This window comes from Prauserella flavalba (assembly GCF_003202235.1).
GTDB lineage: Bacteria > Actinomycetota > Actinomycetes > Mycobacteriales > Pseudonocardiaceae > Prauserella_A > Prauserella_A flavalba.
The window spans coordinates 105,465-125,610 of the sequence record NZ_MASU01000009.1; the positions used below are offsets into that span (position 1 = coordinate 105,465).

A 20,146-nucleotide genomic window follows, 5' to 3' on the forward strand; every position below is an offset into this window, starting at 1 on the left:
ACTCCCCATAGTGACGGTGGCATCCCCCGTCTGGTTCCGGCTCGCGCGGATTTGGCCCGAACAGCGCAAGCATAGGACCTGGTCCGGACCTCGGTCTCACCGATCAGGTGACTGCCATCGGGCGCCCGTTGTTCCTAGGTTGAGTCGTGTGGGCGCGCTGCATCGGAGGACCGGACCGGCTCCCCGGCGCGGCCGCGACGCTGCCAGGACCTTCCTCACCCGCTCACCCGGCGTGCCCGCCGAGTTGCCCGCCTACGTCTTCGGCGGCGCCTTCTACGCGCGGCTGGCCGACCGGCTCCTCGGCAACCTGCCGTGGTACCGGCGCGTGCTGCGCGGCCACCGCCTGTGCACCCTGCTCGACGCCCAGGCCGCGAAGCTCGATCCCGCCGCCTACGCCATGCTCGCGCAGACACCGGTGCGCGATGCCTTGCGCGGCCTGGGTTTCCCGCCATTCCTCGCCGGCACCCTCGGCGAGGACACGGCGCTGGGCGCGCGGTGCATCCTCGGCGGTGTCCACCGGGCCGATCTCGGCGCGACGCTGCGCGTGCTGATCGCGCTCGTCTGCCCCGAGCTCGGCGCCTGCCCCACCTGCCTCGCCGTGCACACGACGTTCGCCTCCCCCGGGCTGCTGCGGCGGCTCCGCGTGCTGGCCGGGTACGACCGTCAGCTCTCGCGGTCGAGGACGGGACGCACCAGGAACGGGCGGTAGCCGAGGCTCGACGGCAGCGGAACGTGTTCGAGCGCGCCCGTCGGCACGTGGCAGCGGACCAGGCCCGAGAAGCCGCGGACGGCCCGCAGGCCCTCGGCCGTGAACAGCGCCGTGTGCCGGTCCTCCCACACCGGACCCGTCGGCACGCTCGTGCTGGTCTGGGTGCCCTCCGGCAGCGCGATCGCCGTCCTGGCCCCGCTGCCGGGCTCGATGGTCTCCAGCGCCGGCGGCGCGTAGCGGCAGGTGTGGACCAGCTCTCCGCCGGGAACCAGCTGGACGGGTTCCCCCTGCGGCAGCCGCAACCGTGCGCAGCCGGGCGTGAGCACGGCCAGCTCGCCGCCGTCGACGATCACGGCCGCCCCGCTCAGCGCGTCGAGCTGGACGAACTGCACCGGCAACGGCTCCGGCCGCTCACCGGGCACCCAACGGAACGACTCGCCCAGCCGCGTGTAGAACACGGCGCCGCCGTGGATCCCGTGGACGCGGGTGCCGAGCTCGTCCTGCCTGGGCAGGCTCGCCACGCTCCCGTCTGCGAGATCGACGACGTGCACCTGGTCCCACGACCGGCGGCCGACGTGGGTCTCCGTGCCCGCCACGAGCCTGCCGTCGGCGCTGCGCACCGGGTGGCTGCCGAGGTCGGCGGGCAGCCGCTCGGGTTCGCCGTCCCAGCGGACCAGCGTGCCCGGCCCCGCCGTGGTGAACACCGCGATGCCCGCCGGCGTCTCCCACGCGGTGTAGCAGTGCCGGCCCTCGGCTTTGCCCAGCGGCACCGGTTCGCCGTCGCGCCACACCACCACCGTGCCGTCGGCGGCGACCATGCCCGCCGCCGGCGGCCCGCCGGGTGTGCTGACCGGCTCGGTCTCGTGCCGCGGTGGCGTCCAGACCGCCGGGGGCGCCGGCTCCGGGGGCCGCCTCGGCAGGGCGGTGACGGTCTCGCCGTCGACCGCGACCAGCCTGCGGGCGACGGCGTGCTCCAGCAGCGCGGGCAGTTCCGCCTCGGGCAGCAGCAGCCGCCCTACAAGCCCCTCGGTGCGCGCCGGGTCGCTCCAGGCGGCGACGGACGCGAGGTCCGACGCCGCCCAGACGTAGCGTTCGCGGCCGGTGCCGGACAGCGCGGGCCTGCCACGCCGGAGCCAGCGCGGCGGCTCCTGCCTGGCGGGCGCGGGCCAGAACTGGACGAGCCAGACGTCGCCCTCCTCGCCCTCGTCGGCGGCACGGCGCGACACGCGCGCCCGGAACGACCCGCGTGCGCCGAGCTCGAGCGTGCCGTCGTCGGTGCCGCCCGTCAGCAGGCCCAGCGCGACGGCGCCACTTCGGCTGTGGAACGGCGTCTCGACCACGTCCTCCCACGCGTCCCCCGCCGAGGGCGGCTCGGTGTCGTGGGCCTCCAGCCGCACGGACTGGTACGGATCACCCGCGTGGCCGTGCAGCCAGCCGTCCCCCGCCGTCGCGATCGTGCCGGCGAGGGCCTCGGTGGCCAGCTCGCCGAGCAACGCGTTCTCGTGCTCCGGCAACGACTCCTCGCGCGCGGGCCAGTCGTCCCTGACCACCACGGTGCCGTACTCGGGCAGGTACTCCGTGTCCTCGTGAACCCCCAGCAGTGCCATGTGCGGGACGCTAACAGCACCCTCCGTCAGCTTCGCTCCGCGTCGCTGTGCGGGTGCAGCGGCGTGCCCGCGACGGCGCAGTGCACCCGCACCGGGCTCGCCTCCGCTTCCGGTTCGCGCTCGCGCAGCCTGGCCGGGACCCCGACGGCGGCGATCACCGCGCCCGCGAGGAGCAGGCCCGCGCAGATCAGCATCGCCGCGCGGTAGGCGGGCCCGAGCGCGACCGGATCGGTGAGGCTGCCGGTGCCCAGTCCCGCGGCGAGCGGCAGCACCGCGACCGCGAGCAGCCCGGCCGCGCGGGCGACGGCGTTGTTGACGCCGCTGGCGATTCCGGCGTGCCGGTCGTCGACCGAGCCGAGGGCCGTCGCCGTCAGCGGCGCCACGGTGAGCGAGAGGCCGAGGCCGAACAGGATCACCGGCGGCAGGACGTCGGCCAGGTACGACGCGTCGGCGCCGATGCGCGAGAGCAGCACGAGCGCGCCCGCGCACACCACCGGGCCCGCCGTCATCGGGATCCGGGGCCCGATGCGCTCGGCGAGCGCACCGGCGCGCGCCGACAGCAGCAGCATCAGCACGGTCACCGGCAGCAGCGCGATCCCGGCTTCCAGCGGCGGGAACCCGGACACCACCTGGAGGTTGAGGACCACGAGGAAGAACACCCCGCCCAGTGCCGCGTACACGACGAACGTGACCACGTTGGTGGCGGAGAAGGCGCGGGAGCGGAAGATGCCCAGCGGCAGCATCGGATGCGCCGAACGCCACTCCACCACCAGGAAGCCCACCATCCCGGCGACGCCGAGGCCGAGGCTGCCCAGCACCACCGCGGACGCTGGGCCCAGCTCCGGCCACGCGGTGAAGCCGTAGGTGAGCCCGGCGAGGCCGAGCGCGCCGAGTACGGCCCCGGCCACGTCCAGCCCGCCCACGGCACCGGGGTCTCTGGTCTCCGGCACGTGCCGCACCGCGACGGCGCACACGAGCACCGCCACCGGCACGTTGATGAGGAAGATCAGCCGCCAGCTCGCGATCTCGACGAGCCAGCCGCCCAGGAACGGACCGAGCGCGCCCGCGACACCGGCGAGCCCCGACCACGCCCCGATCGCCTTCGCCCGGTCGTCAGGGTGGAACGACGCCTCCAGTATCGCCAGCGCGCCGGGCGTGAGCAGCGCCCCGCCGACGCCCTGCAGCAGGCGGGCGGCCACGAGCATCTCGACCGACGGCGCCACCGCGCATAGCAGGGACGACACGGCGAACCACGCGACGCCGAGCAGGAAGACCCGCTTGCGGCCGAAGCGGTCGCCGAGCGAGCCGCCCAGCAGGATCAGCGCGGCGAGGCTGAGCGTGTAGCCGTTGACCGTCCACTGTAGAGCAGCGGTGGTCGCGCCGAGGCTCTCGCCGATGTCCGGCAGCGCGATGTTGACCACCGTGGCGTCGATGAAGGTGAGCCCGGAACCCAGCACGGTCGCCAGCAGGACCCACCGGCCGGCGGCCTGCCCGTAGCGCAGTGCCGGCGCGCTCGCGCCACTCGTCGTCATGAGGGCTCATGGTCGTCGCGGGCGCGAGCGCGGGCAAGACGGCGCAGGATTCAGCGGCGCGCGCGCAGGGCCGCCACGGCCTCGCGGGCGTCCTCCTGCACGAGGTCGGCGTTGATCGCCGCGGCCGCGCCGACCCCGGCCGCCGCCGAGGACATCACCTGCGCGCGGGGGTCGGCGACGTTGCCCGCCACCCACACGCCGGGCACCGCCGTGGCACCCTGCGCGTCGGCGGGCACGTAGGTGGCGATCACCTGGCCGCCGACCTCCAGCTCGGCCGTCTCGAGGCCCAGCCCGGCGAGCACACCGGCGCGGGCGGTGGCGCGTGGCGCGACGGCGAGCGCCTCCCTGGCCACGATCTCGCCGGAGCGCAGCCGGACCCCGGTGAGCTCGTCGCCGGTCACCTCGAGTGCCGCGACTTCTCCTTCCACGACGGTCACGCCGAGCGCGTTGAGCTGCTCCCGCTCCTCGGCGGTGAGCGCGGGAGCCGTGTGCGTGAACAGGGTGACGTCGTCGCTCAGCTGCCGGAACAGCAGCGTCTGGTGCATCGCCATCGGGCTGGTGGCGAGCACGCCGATCGCGCGGTCGCGCACCTCCCAGCCGTGGCAGTAGGGGCAGTGCAGGACGTCGCGCCCCCAGCGCGCGGCGAGCCCCTCGATGCCGGGCAGCTCGTCGGTGAGCCCGGTGGTCACCAGCAGCCGCCGGGCGAGCACCTGCCCGCCGTCGGCGAGCCGGACGCGGAAACCACCGTCTCCCAAGGCTTCCGCCGACGACACCGTGCCGCTCACGATCTCGCCGCCGTAGGCCTTGACGTCGGCGCGGCCCTGCGCCAGCAGCTCGGCGGGCGGCGTGCCCTCGCGGCCGAGGTAGTTGTGCACGCCGTCGGCGGGCGCGTTGCGCGGGTCGCCCGCGTCGACCACCAGCACCGACCGGCGTGACCGGGCCAGCGTCACCGCGCCGCTGAGCCCCGCGGCGCCGCCCCCGGCCACCACCACGTCGTAGTTCTCGTTCACCTGCGAATCCCTCCACTCGTCCACTCCCGGCACTATGCGCTCAGGCGGGCGGGAATGACAAAGGAAATTGCCAGAACCGCAAAACGCTCAGGCTCGGGCCGCCCAGCGGCCGTCCTCCCGGCTGATGCGCACGGGGTGGTCGAACGTCTTGGTGACGTGGTCGCTCGTGAGCACGGCGTCGGCGGCGCCGATGGCGAGCACGCGGCCCTCTCGCAGCAGCAGCGCGTGCGACGTGCTCGCGGGCAGCTCCTCCAGGTGGTGGGTCACGAGCACGGTCGCGAGCCGAGGATGCTCCCGGCGCAGCGCGTCGAGGCTCGTGAGCAGCTGCTCGCGGGCGGCGAGGTCGAGCCCGGTGGCGGGCTCGTCGAGCAGCAGCAGCCTCGGGCTGGGCAGCAGCGCCCTGGCGATCAGCGCCCGGCCCCGCTCGCCCTGCGACAGCACGGGCCAGCGCGCGTCCCGCCGCGTGGCGAGGCCGAGCATGCCGATCAGCTCGTCGGCCCTCGCGACCTGGTCCGGCGTGGGCTGCCAGCGCGGCACGGGCTCCGTCGTGTTGGTCAGCCCGGTCAGCACGACGTCGCGCAGGCGCAGGGGCGTGGTGAGCGGGTGGCGCGGGTCGACGTGGCCGACGAACGTCCGCAATGTCCGCAGGTCGACCCTGCCGAGCCGGTGCCCGAGCACCTCGACGGTTCCCCGGGTGGGGTGGGTGCGCGCGCCGAGCAGGCCGAGCAGCGTGCTCTTGCCTGCGCCGTTGCCGCCGAGCAGCGCCCAGTGCTCGCCGGGCCCGACGGTGAGCGACACCGATCGCAGCAGGTAGTTGCCCTCGCGCACGAGGTCGACGTCGCGGACGTCCAGCACGGGTCCGGTGTCCTCGGGGTGCACGCTCACCGCTCTCCCACCGCCGCCCTGATCACGGACAGCACGCTCTCCAGGTTGTCCACGGTCGCCGCGACCGCCGCGGCCTCGTCGCCGCGTTCCAGCGCGGCCAGCAGGTCGGTGTGCGCGTCCGCGACGTCGGGCAGGTCCTCCTCGTGCCGCACCATGTCCGTCAGGGCCTCGAACAGCACCGGGCGCACAGCGGTGAAGAGGCTCAGCAGCAGGGCGTTGCCGGACAGTTCGACCACCGAGCGGTGGAACTCCAGGTCCGCGGTCACGAACGCGGCGGCGTCGCCGCCGTCGAGTTCGCGCCGCCGGCGCAGGCCCGCGCGCAGGCGCTCGACGTCCTCGGGCCGGACCCGGTGCGCGGCGAGGCGCGCGGCCTCCACCTCCAGGGCGCGACGGACCTCGTACACCTCGAGCAGCCGCGCGCGCCGGACGAGCCGCCCGACGTCGATCACGCCGACCACGCCGGCCCCCTCGTCCGGCGGGTCGGCGACGAACGTGCCCGCTCCGTGGCGCACGTCCAGCAGCCCGTCCCGCGCGAGCAGCCGCACCGCCTCCCGCACCGACGATCTGCCGACGCCCAGTTCGGCGGCGAGCCGGACCTCGTTCGGCAGCCGCTGACCCGGCCGCCACTCCCCGCTCCGCAGCCGCTCGCGCAGCAGGCTCTCCACCTGCGGCACCACCGGCCCGTGCCGCAGCACCGGTGCCCTGGCCACGCGCCACCTCCCCCGAAGATCGCCGGGAGCGAGCCTAACAAGGGTCAGCAGAGGTCTGAGGACTCACCCGGCCGGGGTGCGACGCCCGTCACCCCGGCTCGCTCACCTCGCCGGAGAGCAGCGCCTCACCGAGGGCGGTGACGTGGTGGACGACGGCGCCGCCGTCCCGCGTGCTGTCGACCAGCCCCGACTCCCGCAGCACGGCGGCCTGCTTGCTCGCGGTGCCGACGGACGTGCCCAGGCGGGCCGCCAGCGCGCTCGTGCTCAGCGGCGTGGTCAGTGCCCGCAGGCAGTCGGCGCGCGTGCGGCCGAGCAGCGGGACGAGGCGCCGGCCCGGCGACGGGTTCCCGCCGCCGCCGTCGCCCGCCGGGTAGATGAGCACCGGCGGCAGGTCGTGGTCGACGAGCGTCACCGGCCGCCCCGCGCAGAAGTAGCTCGGCACCAGGGTGAGCCCCCGCCCGGCGAGCTCCAGGGTCCGGGTGCCCGGATAGGCGATGTCGAGCACCTCGCCGTTCCACCCGAGGACCCCCGGCACGCTCGCGAGCAGCGCGCCGGCACCGTCGCGGGCGAGCGCTCTGACGCGGGCGGCCCGGTCGGCCGCGACGATCCGGCACACCTCGTGCCACCGCGGCGCCACGAGCGCGTCGTGGGCCTCCCGCAGCGCGGCGACCACGAGGTGCCGCCACCTGCGGTCGCCGTCGGCGAGCTCGCGCACCCATCCCGGTGCGGGCCGCCGCGCGAACACCGCACGCAGGTCGGTCAGCAGCCGCGCCCGGGGCGTGCAGGCGACCGCCTCGCAGCCCTCGCCGATGTCGGTCACCGGCCGGGCCGGCGTCAGGAAGTCCGGAAAGGTCCCCCTCCGCGGCACCAGGGTGAACAGCGGGCCGAGCCGGTCCAGCCGTTCACTGGCCTCCGCCCGCAGGCCGTCGCGAGCCCGGTGCAGGCTCAGCACCAGCTCCCACATCGGATCGGGCCGGTCGGCGACCCGGATCCGCTGCAGATCGTCGCGTTCGAACACCATGCGTAACCGCATTCGTCTCGCCTCCCCCAAGACGCAGACAATCCCCCGCGCTCAAACTGACAGGCTCCTGCGCTGTGTGACGGCACGTCGGCCCAGGTTCACCCGAACGGTGCGGTGGCCCTCGGCCGCACCGGGAGGCCCGCGGCCCGGGAACAGTCGTCGACGAGTTCCATGGTCGCGATCTCGGCACCCTCGCCGGTGCCCAGCGGCGCGCCCTCACGCAGGTGCGCGGCGAACGCCTCCAGCTGGTACGCGAACGAGGAGCGCGGGCCGAGGTGCTCGGTGCGCGTGCCCTCCGGGGTGGCGACCGTGACGCGGTCGTCCCAGTCGGGCCGGACGAACGACGCCGCGGTGGCCTCGCCACGGGACCCGGTGACCCGGCAGCGGAACACGACCTCCCGGGCGGCCATGCCGCACCGCAGCTCCCCCACCGCGCCGCGGGGGAACTCCAGCGCGGCCTCCAGCCATTCGTCCACACCGGGCCGGCCCCGTCGCTCACCCGCGCGGGCGGTGACCACGCGCGGCGCCCCGCCCGCCCACGGGGCGAGCAGCCGATGCAGGTGCAGGCCATAACAACCGACGTCCATGAGTGCGCCGCCCGCCAGCGCGTAGGACCAGCGCGGGTCGTCCTCGGCCGGTGCCGGGATCAGCGTGACGGCCTCCACCGCGCGCAGCTCGCCCAGCTCGCCGGAGTCCAGCAGCTCCAGCAGCCGCCGGGCCACGGGGTGGTAGTGGTAGTGGAACGCGGGCAGCACCGTGAGCCCGGCACGCCGTGCCTCGGCGAACACCTCCCGTGCCTCGGCCGCGGTGGAGGCGAACGGTTTCTCGCTCAGCACGTGCTTGCCCGCGCGCACGGCGGCGAGGTTCCACGGCCCGTGCAGCGCGTTGACGAGCGGGTTGTAGACCACCTCGACGGTGTCGTCGGCCAGCACGGCGGCGTAGTCGCCGAGGACCCGCTCCACGCCGTGCCGGGCGGCGAACGCCTCCGCCCTCGCCCGGTCGCGCGCGGCGACGGCCACCAATCGCTGCCCCGTTTCCGTGGCGGGCGCCACAATGACCGTCTCGGCGATTCTGGCCGCGCCGAGCACACCGATGCGAAGCGGTTCCACGCGCTTCTCCTCCCTTTTCCCGGAAGCGTGGTGACCGGGGTGCCCACACCGTGAGACCGATTCCCCCACCCATTCACGGTGACATAACCTGGCGGGTGATTCTCCTACAGTGACCCCGTTTTGGAGTGCTCGTGTCGGCAACGACGGACAATTTTTCAGCACGTAATTTTCTCCTGAAATCACCGACATCGTGTGCGGCGCCACAACCGGCGCCCGAGGAGCCGGTCCGGCTGGTACCGCTCGTGATCGCGGGCGCACTCGCCGTGGGGCTCAGCTGGTACGTGTGGGCGGTGCACGGCCAGCGCTTCGGCGCGCTGCTGATCATCGGGCTGTTCCTCGGCGTCGCGCTGTTCCACTCCCGCTTCGGGTTCACGTCGGCGTGGCGGCAGCTGATCTCCGTCGGCAACGGTGAGGGCCTGCGGGCGCACACGCTCCTGATCGGCACCGCGACCACGCTGATCGCGCTCATCGCCTCCTCCGGCGCGGGACTCTTCGGCGCGAGCCCGGAGTTGTCGGCGGGATCGATCGGACTGCCGCTCTTCCTCGGGGCGACGGTGTTCGCGATCGGCATGCAGCTCGGCGGCGCCTGCGCGTCGGGAACACTGTTCGCCGTCGGCGCGGGGCAGTCGACGATCGTGCTCACGCTCGGCGGGTTCGTCATCGGCTCGGTGTTCTACACGTGGGCGTTCCCCGCGTTCGACGGCTGGCCCGAGGTCGAGGGCGTCCTGCTCTCCGACCACGTCGGCTGGTTCGGCTCGTGGGCCATCACCATCGTGGCGCTGCTGGCGATCGTGGTCGTAACGAGAGTGGTCCAGGCCAGGCGGACGCCGCCGCCCGTGGGCGCCGTGCCCACGGCCCGCGGTGTCGCGCGGGTGTTCCGCGGCTCGTGGCCGATGCTCGCCGGCGCGGTGGTGCTCGGCGTGCTCGCCGCGGCGGTGGTGCTCGTCTCCGGCGGCATCTGGGGCGTCACGACGGCGTTCGCCCTCTGGGGCGCCAAGCTGTTGCAGCTGTTCGGGCTGCACCCGGAGACGTGGGAGTTCTGGCAGCAGACCAGATACGCCACGATGCTCGAGGGTCCGATCTGGACGGAGAAGACCAGCCTCACCAACATCGGCATCATCCTCGGCGCCGCCGTCGCCGCGTCGCTGGCGGGCACGTGGAAGATCCGCGCCGAGATCCCCTGGCGCACCGCGGTCGCGGCCGTGCTCGGCGGCATCCTGATGGGCATCGGCGCGCGCCTGGCCGGTGGCTGCAACATCGGCGCCTACCTCGGCGGCATCTCCACCGGCAGCCTGCACGGCTGGCTGTGGGGCCTCTTCGCGCTCGGCGGCACCTGGCTCGGCCTCAAGCTGCGCCCCCTGTTCGGCCTGGCCACCCCGAAGCCCACCGACAGCGCCTGCTGACCCCTGACGAGTTGGCCCCCAAGGCCACCTTTGTTGCGTTGAACGCAACAAAGGTGGCCTTGGGGGCCGTCTGTTTCCCTCAGAAGGTGGGGAGGAGCTTGCCGGGGACGGCGTTGATCGATCGGATGAGGCCCAGCACGGGAACGCCCAGCGGAGCGACGGTGTAGACGTTGTGCAGGTCGCTCGTGTCCGGTTCGTCGACGATCACGACGTCGCTCTCCGACGGCGCCGGGCCCGGCGCGGCGGCCAGTGCGGGCGCGGCGGCGCCCACCACCGCGAGGCCCGCGAGGGCCCCGGTCGCGACGCCTCGCGCGAGGGTCTTCTTCATCACGGTACTTTCCTTCCTGGTCAAGGGATTCAGCCGGCGAGCACGGTCAGGACGCTGTAGATCGGCGCCAGCACGTCGGCCGGCACACCGGCCACAGGGCCGAGCAGCGGGCCGACGTCGGCGCCGGGCAGCAGCCAGATCGGCGCGGCGGGCTCGGCCGCCGCGACACCACCGGCCAGTCCCAGCGCGCCGGCGGTCAGCGCCAGCGACGCGGCGACGCGCGCCGCGGCCCTGGTCAACGCGGTCATGACGATCACCTCCTCTCGTTCTCCTCGTGCTGTCCGCCCAGGGGAAGGAGCGGAAGACTCACCGGCACGACCGTGCCGTGCTCGATCCAGTGGCCCGCGCCCTCGCCCGTCATCGCCATGCCCGGCGCGTGAGGCGTGCCCGGATTCATCGGCATCGCGTTGACCTGCGCCGACGCGAACACCCTCACCTCGCCGCTCAGCTGCTGACCCTGCGCGGCGAGCCACGCGAGGTAGCCGCCGAGCGTCGGGCGCTCCCCGCCGAAGGCGTTGCCGAGCCGGACCGTGAAGCTCACCGCCCGTTCCTCGCGCGGATCGAACCGCAGCGGCACCGACGACGTCGCCACCGAGTTCACCACCGGGCTCGTGAGCAGCCACGGCGCGAGCTGGATGCCGTAGACGTAGGTCGGGGCCACCTGCTGCAGCCGCGCCGCCCGCGTGGTCGCCGTGTGCGCGGCCTCCCAGCCGCCCACGACCACGAGCGCGGCGTCGGCCGCGGGTTCGGCGAGCACCGGCAGCCCGCGACGGCCGGCCTCCTCGCGTACGGCGGCCGCCGCGGCGACACCCCTCGGCGACTCGTCGCCGGCCAGGGTGATCGCGGGCGTGCCGTGGTCGGCGAGGAAGCCGATCTGCTTGCGCAGCGCGTCGGCGTCGTCCTCCGACAGCGTGTCGGCAGGGCAGGCGCCGAGCACGGCCCTGGCACCGGCGACGAGCCCGCCCAGCGCCGCCGTGGCGCATTCGGGACCGTCCACACCGGACGCGGATTCGGGTCCGCGCTCCTCACCGGCGTCGACCTCCACCGAGTCCTCGTCGCCGTCGTGCCGGATCACCAGCTCACTGCGACCCGGCGGCAGGTCCACCTCGGCCCACGTACCGCCTGCGCCCGAGCGCAGCACGGCGGGCTCGGACAGCCCGCCCTCGACGCCGACGACGAGACCCTCGCCCGCGCTGCCGGGAAAGTGCACGAGGTTGCGGCCCGGCCGCTGCGGGCTCACGAGCACGGGCACGTCCCGGTCGTGCACCGACACGGTGGCGAGCAGCGGCACCCCGGGCGTGGGCAGCTCGGCGGGCTCCGGGACGACGGCGAGCGCGCTCCACGCCACGAAGGCGGCGGCGATCCCGGCCGCACCGAGCCGGTACGCACGGCCGGGGCCGTCCTGCCGCCGCAGGACGAGCACGGCGACGACCGTCGCCGCGGCGGGCAGGACGATCACAGCGGCGAGCAGGAGGCCGAACGCGGTCTCGTACAGGCGCCGGTCGGCGCCGAGCCCGGACAGCCCGAACCGGACCAGCCCGGCCACCGTCAGCAGCACACCGAGGGTGAGCGCGAGCGGCCCTGGACGCACCGACGAACCGCGCCACGCCGAGCGGTTCGCGCCGAGGGTCACGAGCGCGGCGCCCAGCCACACCGCGGCCCCGCCGACGTAGACCGTGTCGACGGCGAACTCGGGCCCGGAGCGGCCGAGCGCGGTCTCCAGCACCACGAGCAGCAGCAGCGCGGCCGACACCCAGCGGGCCAGCGGCGGCCTGCCCAGCAGGAGGGGGACGGCGAGCGTGAGCGCCGCATGCACCACGCCGCCGACGACGTTCACACCCAGCACGGGCACCGAGACGATCGCGAGCGTGGCGGCGAGGCCGCCCGCCGCGCCGGTGGCGAGCACCACCCGGCGCGACGGCGCGGCGACCGAGGGCCTGAGCAGCCCGGTTCCGGCGACCAGCACGGTGCCGAGCAGCAGGACGAGCCGGATCAGCAGCGCCGTCAGGTCGACGGCGGCGGAGCCGGTGCTCGCGTGGGGACCGTGATCCATGAGGGGTTCTTCCCGTTGTTCCAGGGGGTCGCGGATGCCGCGACCGGCACCCGCGACCCCGGTGATCCGGCTACTTCACGTCCGCGTCGGCGACGACGAACAGCTCCGAGTGCGGCTTCGCGTTGCCGAAGTCGCCGTGCGGCCAGGACTTCCGGTTGAAGTTGATGCCCACCTGCCCGGTGAACTCGTCGCGGAAGTTCTCGTCGACCGCGACGCTGCCGTCCTCGCCCAGGTTCAGCATGTTGACCTTGTGGTCACCGTCCAAACCGGACCGCGCGACGAAGTAGTTGGACACCGCGAGCCGGGTCGGGCGGTCGGTCTCCGTGTACAGGCCGTCGTCGTCGAGCACGAAGTTGTCGTAGGCGCCCCAGTGCGGGCCCGCTCCCGGCGTGCCGGGGTTGATCGGCGCCGCGCCCGCGACGGTCGGGCAGTCGGCCTCGGCACCGCCCTGCTCGGACTCGGTGATCGTGTCGATCCTGCACTCGAAGTCCGTGCCCGCCGCGAGCAGCTTCTGGATGTCCAGCACGTAGACACCGCCGGTCGCCCCCGGGTCGTCGGGGCCGAGCGTGCCCTTCTGCCTGCCGGTGATGGCGCGGTAGAGGAAGCGGTCGTCGGGGCTCGTCTGGATCCACCCGCCGTTGGAGCTCGACCCGACGCTGTCGTTGCCGGGGTAGATGCTCTTGCTCGCGGCGCCGTCGTCGAACACCTGCGTCCAGCGTGGCGCGGGCGCGGTGATGTCCGGTGTGTAGAACACCGCGCCGCCCTGCATGGTCTGGGCGAACGCACCCTTGTGGCCGGGCAGGTTGGTGACGGTGGTCTCCATGACGGCGCGGCTCTCGGCGTAGAGCGGGTCGGCCTTCGCGGCGCGCGGGCCGTCCGGCAAGTACGAGACCGACTTGAGCCTCGGCGCGTTGCGGTCGGAGATGTCCCACGTGCGGACGGTCGGCCTGCGCAGGTACGGCGAGGGCTGCTTGACCGGGTCGAGGATGATGTTCCTCGGCTCGGCGTAGTCGCTCGTGACGAGCGTGTCGAGGTCCTCGCGCGCCTGGATGCCGTGCGGGTTGGCGCACGTGGCCTGACCGAGCGTGGGCAGGTTCTCGCACAGCTTCTCGTTGTCGCCCTGCGGCGTCGCCGCGGACGTCTGCGAGAGCACCTGCCCGTTCTCGTCGAACCGGATCACGGCGCCGGGGCTGCCCGCGAAACCGTTGCTCAGCACGGTCTGACCGTTCTCGTAGGTGTAGGGGCCGGGGGCGACCGGCCCGCCCATGTAGGTGCCGTAGGCGGTGCCGTCCTCGAGCACCCAGTACGCGTCGGGCACGGAGCCGCCCAGCGTCTGCGTCGGCAGGCTGATGCCCTTGAGCTTCAGCTCGGGCAGGGCGCTGACGTCGAACGCGTAGGTGGCCGCGGCGAACAGCGCGCCCGCGTAGATCGTGTCGCCCTTGTGCCACACGTACTGCATGTGGTGCGGTTCGTTCTCCACGAGCGGCCCGACGGTCGCGGTGTTCACCACCTTGCCGTACGTGGACGATCCCGGCGTCGCGTCGATGACGGCGAGGAAGTCGGGGCCGGGCAAGGCGTTCTTCACCTTGTTCAGCCCGCCCGCGATGGTGCCCGGGAGGTTCTTGACGTCCTTCACCACGGTGTCGGCGATGTTCTCGTCACCGGCCCACACCAGCAGCCATTTCTTGCGCTGGCCCTCCTGTGCGGCGCTGCGGGCCACGTCGGACACGACATGGTTCTCCACCCAGTACCGATTGCCGTCGGCGGCGGTCTTCGCGTCGGTGAACACGTCGACATCGGCATAGGCGCCGGCGCCGGACCCCGTGTAGGTGAGTGCCCCGGCGGCGAGCACCGCCGCGAGCACACCTGTCAGCCCTTTTCGCCACAGGGGCGATTTCCTTGACATTCGAACTCTCCGGTTCTCAGGACAACCGTTGAAATGAATTGCCGCGCCGACCCCGGGGCGCGACGAGGAACGAGCGGATCAACGGGAAATTGTTCCGCTCGGAAAGAAACACTCAGGCGGCCTCGGAGGTGGGGAAGCCCGTCGCTGCCGGAATTCGACAAACACTCGCACAAAATGCGCGAACGAGATCGCCATGCGCGGGATCATGGCGGCCCCGGTTAACGGCTGTCAATTCGATGTCAAAGATTGGGATTAACGCGAACGAGTGAAAAAGGGTTGGGTTCTTACTGAAAGAAATGCCGCGCCCCGCCGGTATGACCGGCCGGACGCGGCGAGTACAAAGAGGACAGTGGGGTGGCGCCCCGCCGGTGTCACCGGCCCAGCGCGGCCTCGATGGCGTCGACGACCTCGGCCGCCTCGGGCTCGGTGCGGGGCCGGAAGCGCGCGAGCACCTCGCCGTCGCCCGCGACGAGGAACTTCTCGAAGTTCCACTGCACGTCGCCCGCGGCGCCCTCGGCGTCGGGCACACGCACGAGCTCGGCATACAAGCGATGCCTGCCCTCGCCGTTGACCTCGATCTTCTCGAACATCGGGAAGCTCACACCGTAGGTGGCCGAGCAGAACTGGGCGATTTCCTCGGAGGTCCCCGGCTCCTGCCCCATGAACTGGTTGCACGGGAAGCCCGCCACCGAGAAGCCGCGGTCGGCGTAGCGCCGCTGGAGCCGCTCCAGCCCCTCGTACTGCGGCGTCAGGCCGCACCGGGATGCCACGTTGACCACGAGCAGTGCCTTGGCGCCCAGCCCGCCCAGCGTCGCGGGGTCGCCGGAAAGGGTGCGCAGTTCGATCTCGGAAACCGACATGATCCCGACCCTACCCGCGGCACCCCGCAGTGAAGGCCACCTTCACTGCGTTCAACGCAGTGAAGGTGGCCTTCACTGCGGTCGTGGCGGGTTCAGTGCGTCGTCCAGCTCGGCGGCCAGGCGGGCCTTCGGCCGCGCGCCCACGATCGTCCGGATCGGGCGCCCGTCCCGGAACAGGATCAGCGTCGGCAGCGACATGACCTGATAGTCGCGTCCGGTCAACGGGTTCTCGTCGTTGTTGATCTTGCGGATGGTCAGCGACCCCGCGCGTTCGGCCGCGAGCTGCGCGAGCACCGGCGCGATCATGTGGCACGGCGGGCACCACTGCGCCCAGAAGTCCACCAGCACGGGCCCCGGCCGCTCGAGCACCTCGGCGCGAAAGGTCTCGTCGGTCACGGCGAGCACCTCGCCGGTCACGTCTGCCGTGGTCATCGGCTCTCCTGTTCGTTCGGTGGTGGCGCGCTGCCGGGCACGACACAGGGCAGCGGGCGGCGCGCGAGCGCCGACGCGAGCTTGGCGACGAGGCCCGAGCGCACCTCGCCGAGCTGGGTCAGCAGCGCGTCCACCTCGGCGAGCTTGCGTTCGTAGACCTCGATCGAGTCGGCGCACGAGTCGCCCGTCTCGTGCCCGGCACGCAGGCACCCGACGAACGGCCTCGTGTCGTCGAGGCTCAGCCCCACGGCCTGCAACGTGAGGATCTCGCCGACAAGGCGGACGTGCTCCTCGCCGTACTCCCGGTAGCCGTTCGCGGCCCTGGGCGCCGTGAGCAGTCCCTGCGACTCGTAGAAGCGCAGTGCCCTGGTCGTCGTCCCCGCCCGCCGGGCGAGCTCGCCGATTCGCATGAGAGCGAGCCTAAGGATTGACGTCAGCGTCAAGGCAACCTGGAATGTGGCACAGGTCACACAACGAAGGAGAACGACGATGAGCAGGATTTCGAGCTTCCTGTGGTTCACCGACCAGGCTGAGGAGGCTGCAGGCTACTACGTGTCCCTCGTGCCCGGCTCGAAGGTCGGCGAGGTGACCAGAGGCCCCGACGGCAAGGTCCTGTTCGTGACCTTCGAGCTCGACGGCCAGCGGTTCGTCGCACTCAACGGCGGGCCGCAGTTCCCTCCGACGGAGGCCTTCTCGATCTTCGTCACCTGCGACTCGCAGGCCGAGGTCGACGAGCGGTGGAACACGCTCACCGCGGAGGGGGAAGAGGGACAGTGCGGCTGGCTCAAGGACCGCTACGGGGTGTCCTGGCAGATCGTGCCGCGCAGGCAGCTCGAGCTGCTCAACGACCCCGACCCCGAGCGGGCCCGGCGGGCCATGGACGCCATGCTGGGCATGCGGAAGCTGGACGTGGCCGCGCTGGAGGCCGCGGCGCGGGGCTGACGCCTGGCACGGTGAACGCATGAACGCGCCACTCACCCTCGGCACCGTGGTACTCGGCGTCGACGACGTCCCCCGCGCGATCCGGTTCTGGACGGCCGCGCTCGGCTTCGTCCTGCGCGAGGAGCCCGACGACACGTGGGCCGTGCTGGTGCCGCCCGATCGCGGCGGCACCGGGATCGCGCTGGGCAAGAGCATGTCGCAGGTGCAGCGCCATCCCCGCGTGCACCTCGACCTCTACGCCCAGGATCAGGCGGCCGAGGTGGAGCGGCTGCTGAGCCTCGGTGCGACGCGCGTGGACTGGGACCGCTACCCCGCCGACCCCGACTTCGTCGTGCTGGCCGACCCGGACGGCAACCGCTTCTGCGTCGTCGACAAGGGCTGAGGTCCGATCCGGAGTTGACCTGGAGCGCGCTCCAGGATCTAGCGTGACGGGAGGATTCGTCTACGGGTAAAGGGGATTTTCATGGAGCTCGGTTTCCACGTGCCGAACTTCGAGATCGACGGCGGCAACACCGCCATCGCCGGTGAGCTCGCCAGGGTGGGCGCCGCGGCGGAAAGCTCGGGGGCCACCTGGCTGTCGTTCATGGACCACTTCTTCCAGATCGAGCCCGTCGGCCTCCCGGCCGAGGCGCACATGCTGGAGGGCTACACCACGCTCGGTTTCCTGGCCGCGCACACGTCCACGATCGAGCTGGGTCTGCTCGTCACCGGCGTGACCTACCGGCATCCCGGGCTGCTCGCCAAGATCGTCACCACGCTCGACGTGCTCTCCGGGGGACGGGCCGCGCTGGGCATCGGCGCCGCCTGGTACGAGCGCGAGCATCAGGGCCTCGGCGTGCCGTTCCCGCCGGTCGCGGAGCGGTTCGAGCGGCTGGAGGAGACGCTGCGCATCTGCGGGCAGATGTGGGATCCGGAGAACAACGGACCCTTCGAGGGCCAGCACTACCGGCTGGCCGAGACGCTCTGCTCCCCGCAGCCGGTGCACCGGCCCCGCGTGCTCATCGGCGGCGGCGGCGAGCGCAAGACGCTGCGCCTGGTGGCCCGGTACGGGGACGCGTGCAACCTGTTCGGATCCTCGCCGGAGGAGGTGGAGCACAAGCTCGACGTGCTGCGCCGGCACTGCGACGACGTCGGCCGCGACTACGACGAGATCCGCAAGACGGTGCTGGTGCACGATCCGCGGCCGGACGAGGGCGACGAGTTCGTGCGCGCGATGGCGCCGTTCGCGAAACTGGGCGTGCACACCGCGATCGTCATGCCTCCCGGCGGCGCACCCGCCGCGTGGATCGACCGGGTGGCGCCCGTGGTGCCGAAGCTCGCCGAGCTGAGCTAGCACCGGGGCACTGACGCGGCCACCCAACCGCGGTGAAGGCCACCTTGCCTGCGCCCGCTCGTCTCCCCCACCACCCAAGCGGAGGCGCTGCGCCGGTTGAACGCAGTGAAGGTGGCCTTCACCGCACGGCGATCCCGGAGCGGGCGGGAGCGTGGGGTTCCGGTGTCCCCGCGGGCGGCTCCTCGTCGCGCTCGCCGGGCGCCGGGGCCATCAGCACCGCGCAGATCGGCACGGCCATCGCGATCGCCGCGAGCACGAACACCGGGAAGAGGAACGAGAACACCTCCACCCCGGCCGGGTCCGGCGCCGCCATGTCGAGGTTCACGCGGACCGCGGCCATGCCCGTGTAGTGCATGCCCGTCACCGCCACACCCATCACGAGCCCGGCGAGGAAGCGGTGCACGAGCCTCCTCGTCGCCGCCGTGAACCACAGCGCGGCGGTGGCCGCCACGACGGCGATGAGGATCGAGAGCAGCACCAGCCCGGCGTGGTAGCCGATCTCGCCCTTCACCTGCACCGCCCACATTCCCGTGTAGTGCATGAGGTTCACCGCGAGCCCGGTGATCACGCCGGCGGCCACCAGCCGCCACCACGAGAACCGCGACCGGGCGCCGAACGCGAGCAGCCCGAGGAACACGGCGGCGACGGCGAGCACCGCGGAGAGGATCGTGCGCGCGATGTCGTAGCGCACCGGCATGCCGGGCGTGGAGAAGCCGAGCATCGCGATGAAGTGCATGACCCAGATGCCGGTGCCGCCGATGGAGAGGGCGGCCAGCCCGAGCCACGCCAGCCGGATCTTCGGCGCCCGCGCGTGGCGGGCCTGCAGCGTGCAGGCGAGGCCGAGGGTGCAGCCCACCACCGAGGTGAGGTAGGCGAGCACCATCAGCCACGCCCCCATCTCGAAGTGCAGGACGTCGTGGCTCATCGCCGGCTCCTCTCCGCGCGCAGTTGCGCGATGGCGTGCTCGCTCGCGGCGATCAGCGCCTGCTTGGTGGATTCCGTGGACCGCGCGTCGCACGTGAGCACCGGGACGTCGGCCGCGAGCGCGAGCGCCTCCCTGACCTCCGGCACCGGATGCCTGCGGGCTCCGTGGAACTCGTTGACGGCCACCACGAACGGCAGCCCCTTCGACTCGAAGAAGTCGATGGCGGCGAAGCTGTCGGCGAGCCTGCGCGTGTCGGCGAGCACGACCGCGCCGATGGCGCCGCGCACCAGGTCGTCCCACATGAACCAGAACCGGTGCTGGCCCGGCGTGCCGAACAGGTACAGCACGAGGTCGTCGGCGAGCGTGATGCGGCCGAAGTCCATCGCGACCGTGGTGGACAGTTTGCCGGGCACGGCCCTGTTCTCGTCGACGCCGATACCGGCCGCCGTCAGCACCGCCTCGGTGCGCAGGGGCACGATCTCGGAGATGGCGCCGACGAACGTGGTCTTGCCGGCCCCGAACCCGCCGGCGACCACGATCTTCGCCGACGCGGCCTGGCCGGCCTCAGAGGGTGCGTAGTCCACTGAGGACCCTTTCGAGCAGGTCGTGGCGCTCGTCCCAGCTCGCGTCCTCGCCCAGCGTGTCGCGAACGAGCACGTACCCGGCGCCGAGCAGGTCGCTGACGAGGACCCTCGCCACGCCCAGCGGCACCGACAGATGGGCGGCGATCTCGGCCACGGACCGGGGCCGCAGGCACAGCTGCGTCACCATCGACGCGGGACTCGCGCGGTTGTAGGGCACGGCGTGGCCCTCCGGCGTGGTCTGCACCAGTGCCTCGATGGCGAGCTCGATGATCGGCCGGGTCCGGCCCTCGGTCCACGCGTAGGGACGCGCCAGCGACGGCGCGGACCTCTGCTCGCGCCGGAAGCCGGGTCGGTCGGCCTCACTCACGGCCTGGCCTGGTGCGCCGGAGGACGGCGCATCGGCGTGTCGACCATCTTGCCGACACGGTCGACGAGCAGGGTCATCTCGTAGCCGACGAGGCCGATGTCGCAACCGGAACCGGCGAGCACGACGAGGTTGGAACCGTCGCCGACGCTCATCAGCAGCAGGAACCCCTGCTCCATCTCGATCACCGACTGCACCACCCGGCCCGCCGTGAACAGGTCGGCGGTGCCCACCGCGAGGCTGGAGAGCCCGGAGGCGATCGCGGAGAGCTGGTCGGCCCTGTCCTTGGGCAGGTTCTTGTCGGCCGCCACGAGCAGCCCGTCGGCCGACACCAGCGCGGCGTGCGCCACGCCCGCGACCTCCTCGGTGAACGCCGACACCAGCCAGCCGGTGCTCTGCGCCGTCGAGGCGGTGGTGGCTTCCGTCATGGTTC

23 protein-coding genes are annotated in these 20,146 nt (G+C 72.8%); 5 read left to right on the plus strand and 18 right to left on the minus strand.

Translation table 11 applies throughout. From position 1 onward, the window contains the following. The first annotated feature begins 148 nt into the window (after positions 1-148). The gene (locus tag BA062_RS22510) at positions 149-709 is read left to right on the plus strand and encodes a hypothetical protein (RefSeq protein WP_146240060.1); all 561 of its coding nucleotides are present in this window, start codon (positions 149-151) and stop codon (positions 707-709) included. Here BA062_RS22510 and BA062_RS22515 read toward each other — a convergent pair. The 7 genes from BA062_RS22515 to BA062_RS22545 form a co-directional block, all read right to left on the minus strand. Beyond that, positions 664-2,316, minus strand: a complete 1,653-nt coding sequence (locus BA062_RS22515; RefSeq protein WP_110339876.1) for a hypothetical protein — start codon at positions 2,314-2,316, stop codon at positions 664-666. The genes BA062_RS22510 and BA062_RS22515 overlap by 46 nt on opposite strands. Before the next feature lie 26 nt (positions 2,317-2,342). Further along, complete coding sequence (locus tag BA062_RS22520; RefSeq protein WP_110339878.1) at positions 2,343-3,848, minus strand: MFS transporter; 1,506 nt, start codon at positions 3,846-3,848, stop codon at positions 2,343-2,345. A 50-nt stretch (positions 3,849-3,898) separates the two neighbouring features. Further along, the gene (locus BA062_RS22525; protein WP_110339880.1) at positions 3,899-4,858 is read right to left on the minus strand and encodes an NAD(P)/FAD-dependent oxidoreductase; all 960 of its coding nucleotides are present in this window, start codon (positions 4,856-4,858) and stop codon (positions 3,899-3,901) included. Positions 4,859-4,945: 87 nt separating this feature from the next. Then, positions 4,946-5,743 carry an ABC transporter ATP-binding protein gene (locus BA062_RS22530; protein ID WP_110339882.1) on the minus strand — a complete coding sequence of 266 codons (798 nt, stop codon included), beginning with the start codon at positions 5,741-5,743 and terminating at the stop codon, positions 4,946-4,948. Further along, positions 5,740-6,453, minus strand: a complete 714-nt coding sequence (locus tag BA062_RS22535) for a FadR/GntR family transcriptional regulator (RefSeq protein WP_110339884.1) — start codon at positions 6,451-6,453, stop codon at positions 5,740-5,742. The genes BA062_RS22530 and BA062_RS22535 overlap by 4 nt, the downstream gene beginning before the upstream one ends. A gap of 88 nt (positions 6,454-6,541) precedes the next feature. Beyond that, a complete protein-coding gene (locus BA062_RS22540; protein ID WP_110339886.1) occupies positions 6,542-7,486 on the minus strand; it encodes an ArsR/SmtB family transcription factor in 945 nt (314 codons plus the stop codon). 86 nt (positions 7,487-7,572) lie between these two features. Next, entirely contained in the window at positions 7,573-8,583 is a 1,011-nt protein-coding gene (locus BA062_RS22545; RefSeq protein WP_210406962.1) for a Gfo/Idh/MocA family protein, read from the minus strand. 131 nt (positions 8,584-8,714) lie between these two features. On the opposite strand from BA062_RS22545, the gene BA062_RS22550 reads away from it, so the two are divergent. Beyond that, positions 8,715-9,986 carry a YeeE/YedE family protein gene (locus BA062_RS22550; RefSeq protein WP_110340465.1) on the plus strand — a complete coding sequence of 424 codons (1,272 nt, stop codon included), beginning with the start codon at positions 8,715-8,717 and terminating at the stop codon, positions 9,984-9,986. 79 nt (positions 9,987-10,065) lie between these two features. On the opposite strand, the gene BA062_RS22555 is transcribed toward BA062_RS22550, so the two are convergent. The 7 genes from BA062_RS22555 to BA062_RS22585 all read right to left on the minus strand — a co-directional run bounded on the left by BA062_RS22555 (position 10,066) and on the right by BA062_RS22585 (position 15,975). Next, positions 10,066-10,314 carry a hypothetical protein gene (locus BA062_RS22555; protein ID WP_110339890.1) on the minus strand — a complete coding sequence of 83 codons (249 nt, stop codon included), beginning with the start codon at positions 10,312-10,314 and terminating at the stop codon, positions 10,066-10,068. Positions 10,315-10,343: 29 nt separating this feature from the next. Then, positions 10,344-10,562 carry a hypothetical protein gene (locus tag BA062_RS22560; protein WP_110340467.1) on the minus strand — a complete coding sequence of 73 codons (219 nt, stop codon included), beginning with the start codon at positions 10,560-10,562 and terminating at the stop codon, positions 10,344-10,346. A gap of 5 nt (positions 10,563-10,567) precedes the next feature. Beyond that, positions 10,568-12,367, minus strand: coding sequence for a hypothetical protein (locus tag BA062_RS22565; protein ID WP_110339892.1), 1,800 nt, complete (start codon positions 12,365-12,367; stop codon positions 10,568-10,570). A 70-nt stretch (positions 12,368-12,437) separates the two neighbouring features. After that, entirely contained in the window at positions 12,438-14,273 is a 1,836-nt protein-coding gene (locus tag BA062_RS22570; protein ID WP_110339894.1) for a hypothetical protein, read from the minus strand. Between the two features lie 371 nt (positions 14,274-14,644). Then, on the minus strand, positions 14,645-15,133 hold the full coding sequence (locus tag BA062_RS22575; RefSeq protein ID WP_110339896.1) for a glutathione peroxidase: 489 nt from the start codon (positions 15,131-15,133) through the stop codon (positions 14,645-14,647). Positions 15,134-15,205: 72 nt separating this feature from the next. Then, positions 15,206-15,565, minus strand: a complete 360-nt coding sequence (trxA, locus tag BA062_RS22580) for a thioredoxin (RefSeq protein WP_110339898.1) — start codon at positions 15,563-15,565, stop codon at positions 15,206-15,208. After that, the gene (locus BA062_RS22585) at positions 15,562-15,975 is read right to left on the minus strand and encodes a MerR family transcriptional regulator (RefSeq protein ID WP_110339900.1); all 414 of its coding nucleotides are present in this window, start codon (positions 15,973-15,975) and stop codon (positions 15,562-15,564) included. Before BA062_RS22585 ends, trxA begins: the two co-directional genes overlap by 4 nt. Positions 15,976-16,054: 79 nt before the next feature. On the opposite strand from BA062_RS22585, the gene BA062_RS22590 reads away from it, so the two are divergent. The 3 genes from BA062_RS22590 (at position 16,055) to BA062_RS22600 (ending at position 17,840) form a co-directional block, all read left to right on the plus strand. Next, positions 16,055-16,507 carry a VOC family protein gene (locus tag BA062_RS22590; RefSeq protein ID WP_110339902.1) on the plus strand — a complete coding sequence of 151 codons (453 nt, stop codon included), beginning with the start codon at positions 16,055-16,057 and terminating at the stop codon, positions 16,505-16,507. A 19-nt stretch (positions 16,508-16,526) separates the two neighbouring features. Next, the gene (locus tag BA062_RS22595) at positions 16,527-16,889 is read left to right on the plus strand and encodes a VOC family protein (protein WP_110339904.1); all 363 of its coding nucleotides are present in this window, start codon (positions 16,527-16,529) and stop codon (positions 16,887-16,889) included. Positions 16,890-16,970: 81 nt separating this feature from the next. Further along, positions 16,971-17,840: an LLM class F420-dependent oxidoreductase gene (locus BA062_RS22600; RefSeq protein WP_110339906.1), complete on the plus strand. Its 870-nt coding sequence runs from the start codon at positions 16,971-16,973 to the stop codon at positions 17,838-17,840. A 118-nt stretch (positions 17,841-17,958) separates the two neighbouring features. Here the strand turns inward: BA062_RS22600 and BA062_RS22605 are convergent, their stop codons facing one another. Genes BA062_RS22605 through BA062_RS22620 form a run of 4 tightly spaced genes read right to left on the minus strand, consistent with a single transcriptional unit; the run spans position 17,959 to position 20,141 of the window. Beyond that, positions 17,959-18,765 (minus strand): MHYT domain-containing protein, encoded by an 807-nt coding sequence (locus BA062_RS22605; protein WP_110339908.1) that lies wholly within the window; start codon positions 18,763-18,765, stop codon positions 17,959-17,961. Beyond that, complete coding sequence (locus tag BA062_RS22610) at positions 18,762-19,349, minus strand: GTP-binding protein (protein WP_110339910.1); 588 nt, start codon at positions 19,347-19,349, stop codon at positions 18,762-18,764. Before BA062_RS22610 ends, BA062_RS22605 begins: the two co-directional genes overlap by 4 nt. Next, entirely contained in the window at positions 19,330-19,716 is a 387-nt protein-coding gene (locus BA062_RS22615) for a DUF742 domain-containing protein (RefSeq protein WP_110339912.1), read from the minus strand. The genes BA062_RS22610 and BA062_RS22615 overlap by 20 nt, the downstream gene beginning before the upstream one ends. Next, on the minus strand, positions 19,713-20,141 hold the full coding sequence (locus tag BA062_RS22620) for a roadblock/LC7 domain-containing protein (protein ID WP_110339914.1): 429 nt from the start codon (positions 20,139-20,141) through the stop codon (positions 19,713-19,715). The genes BA062_RS22615 and BA062_RS22620 overlap by 4 nt, the downstream gene beginning before the upstream one ends. Between the last annotated feature and the right edge of the window lie 5 nt (positions 20,142-20,146).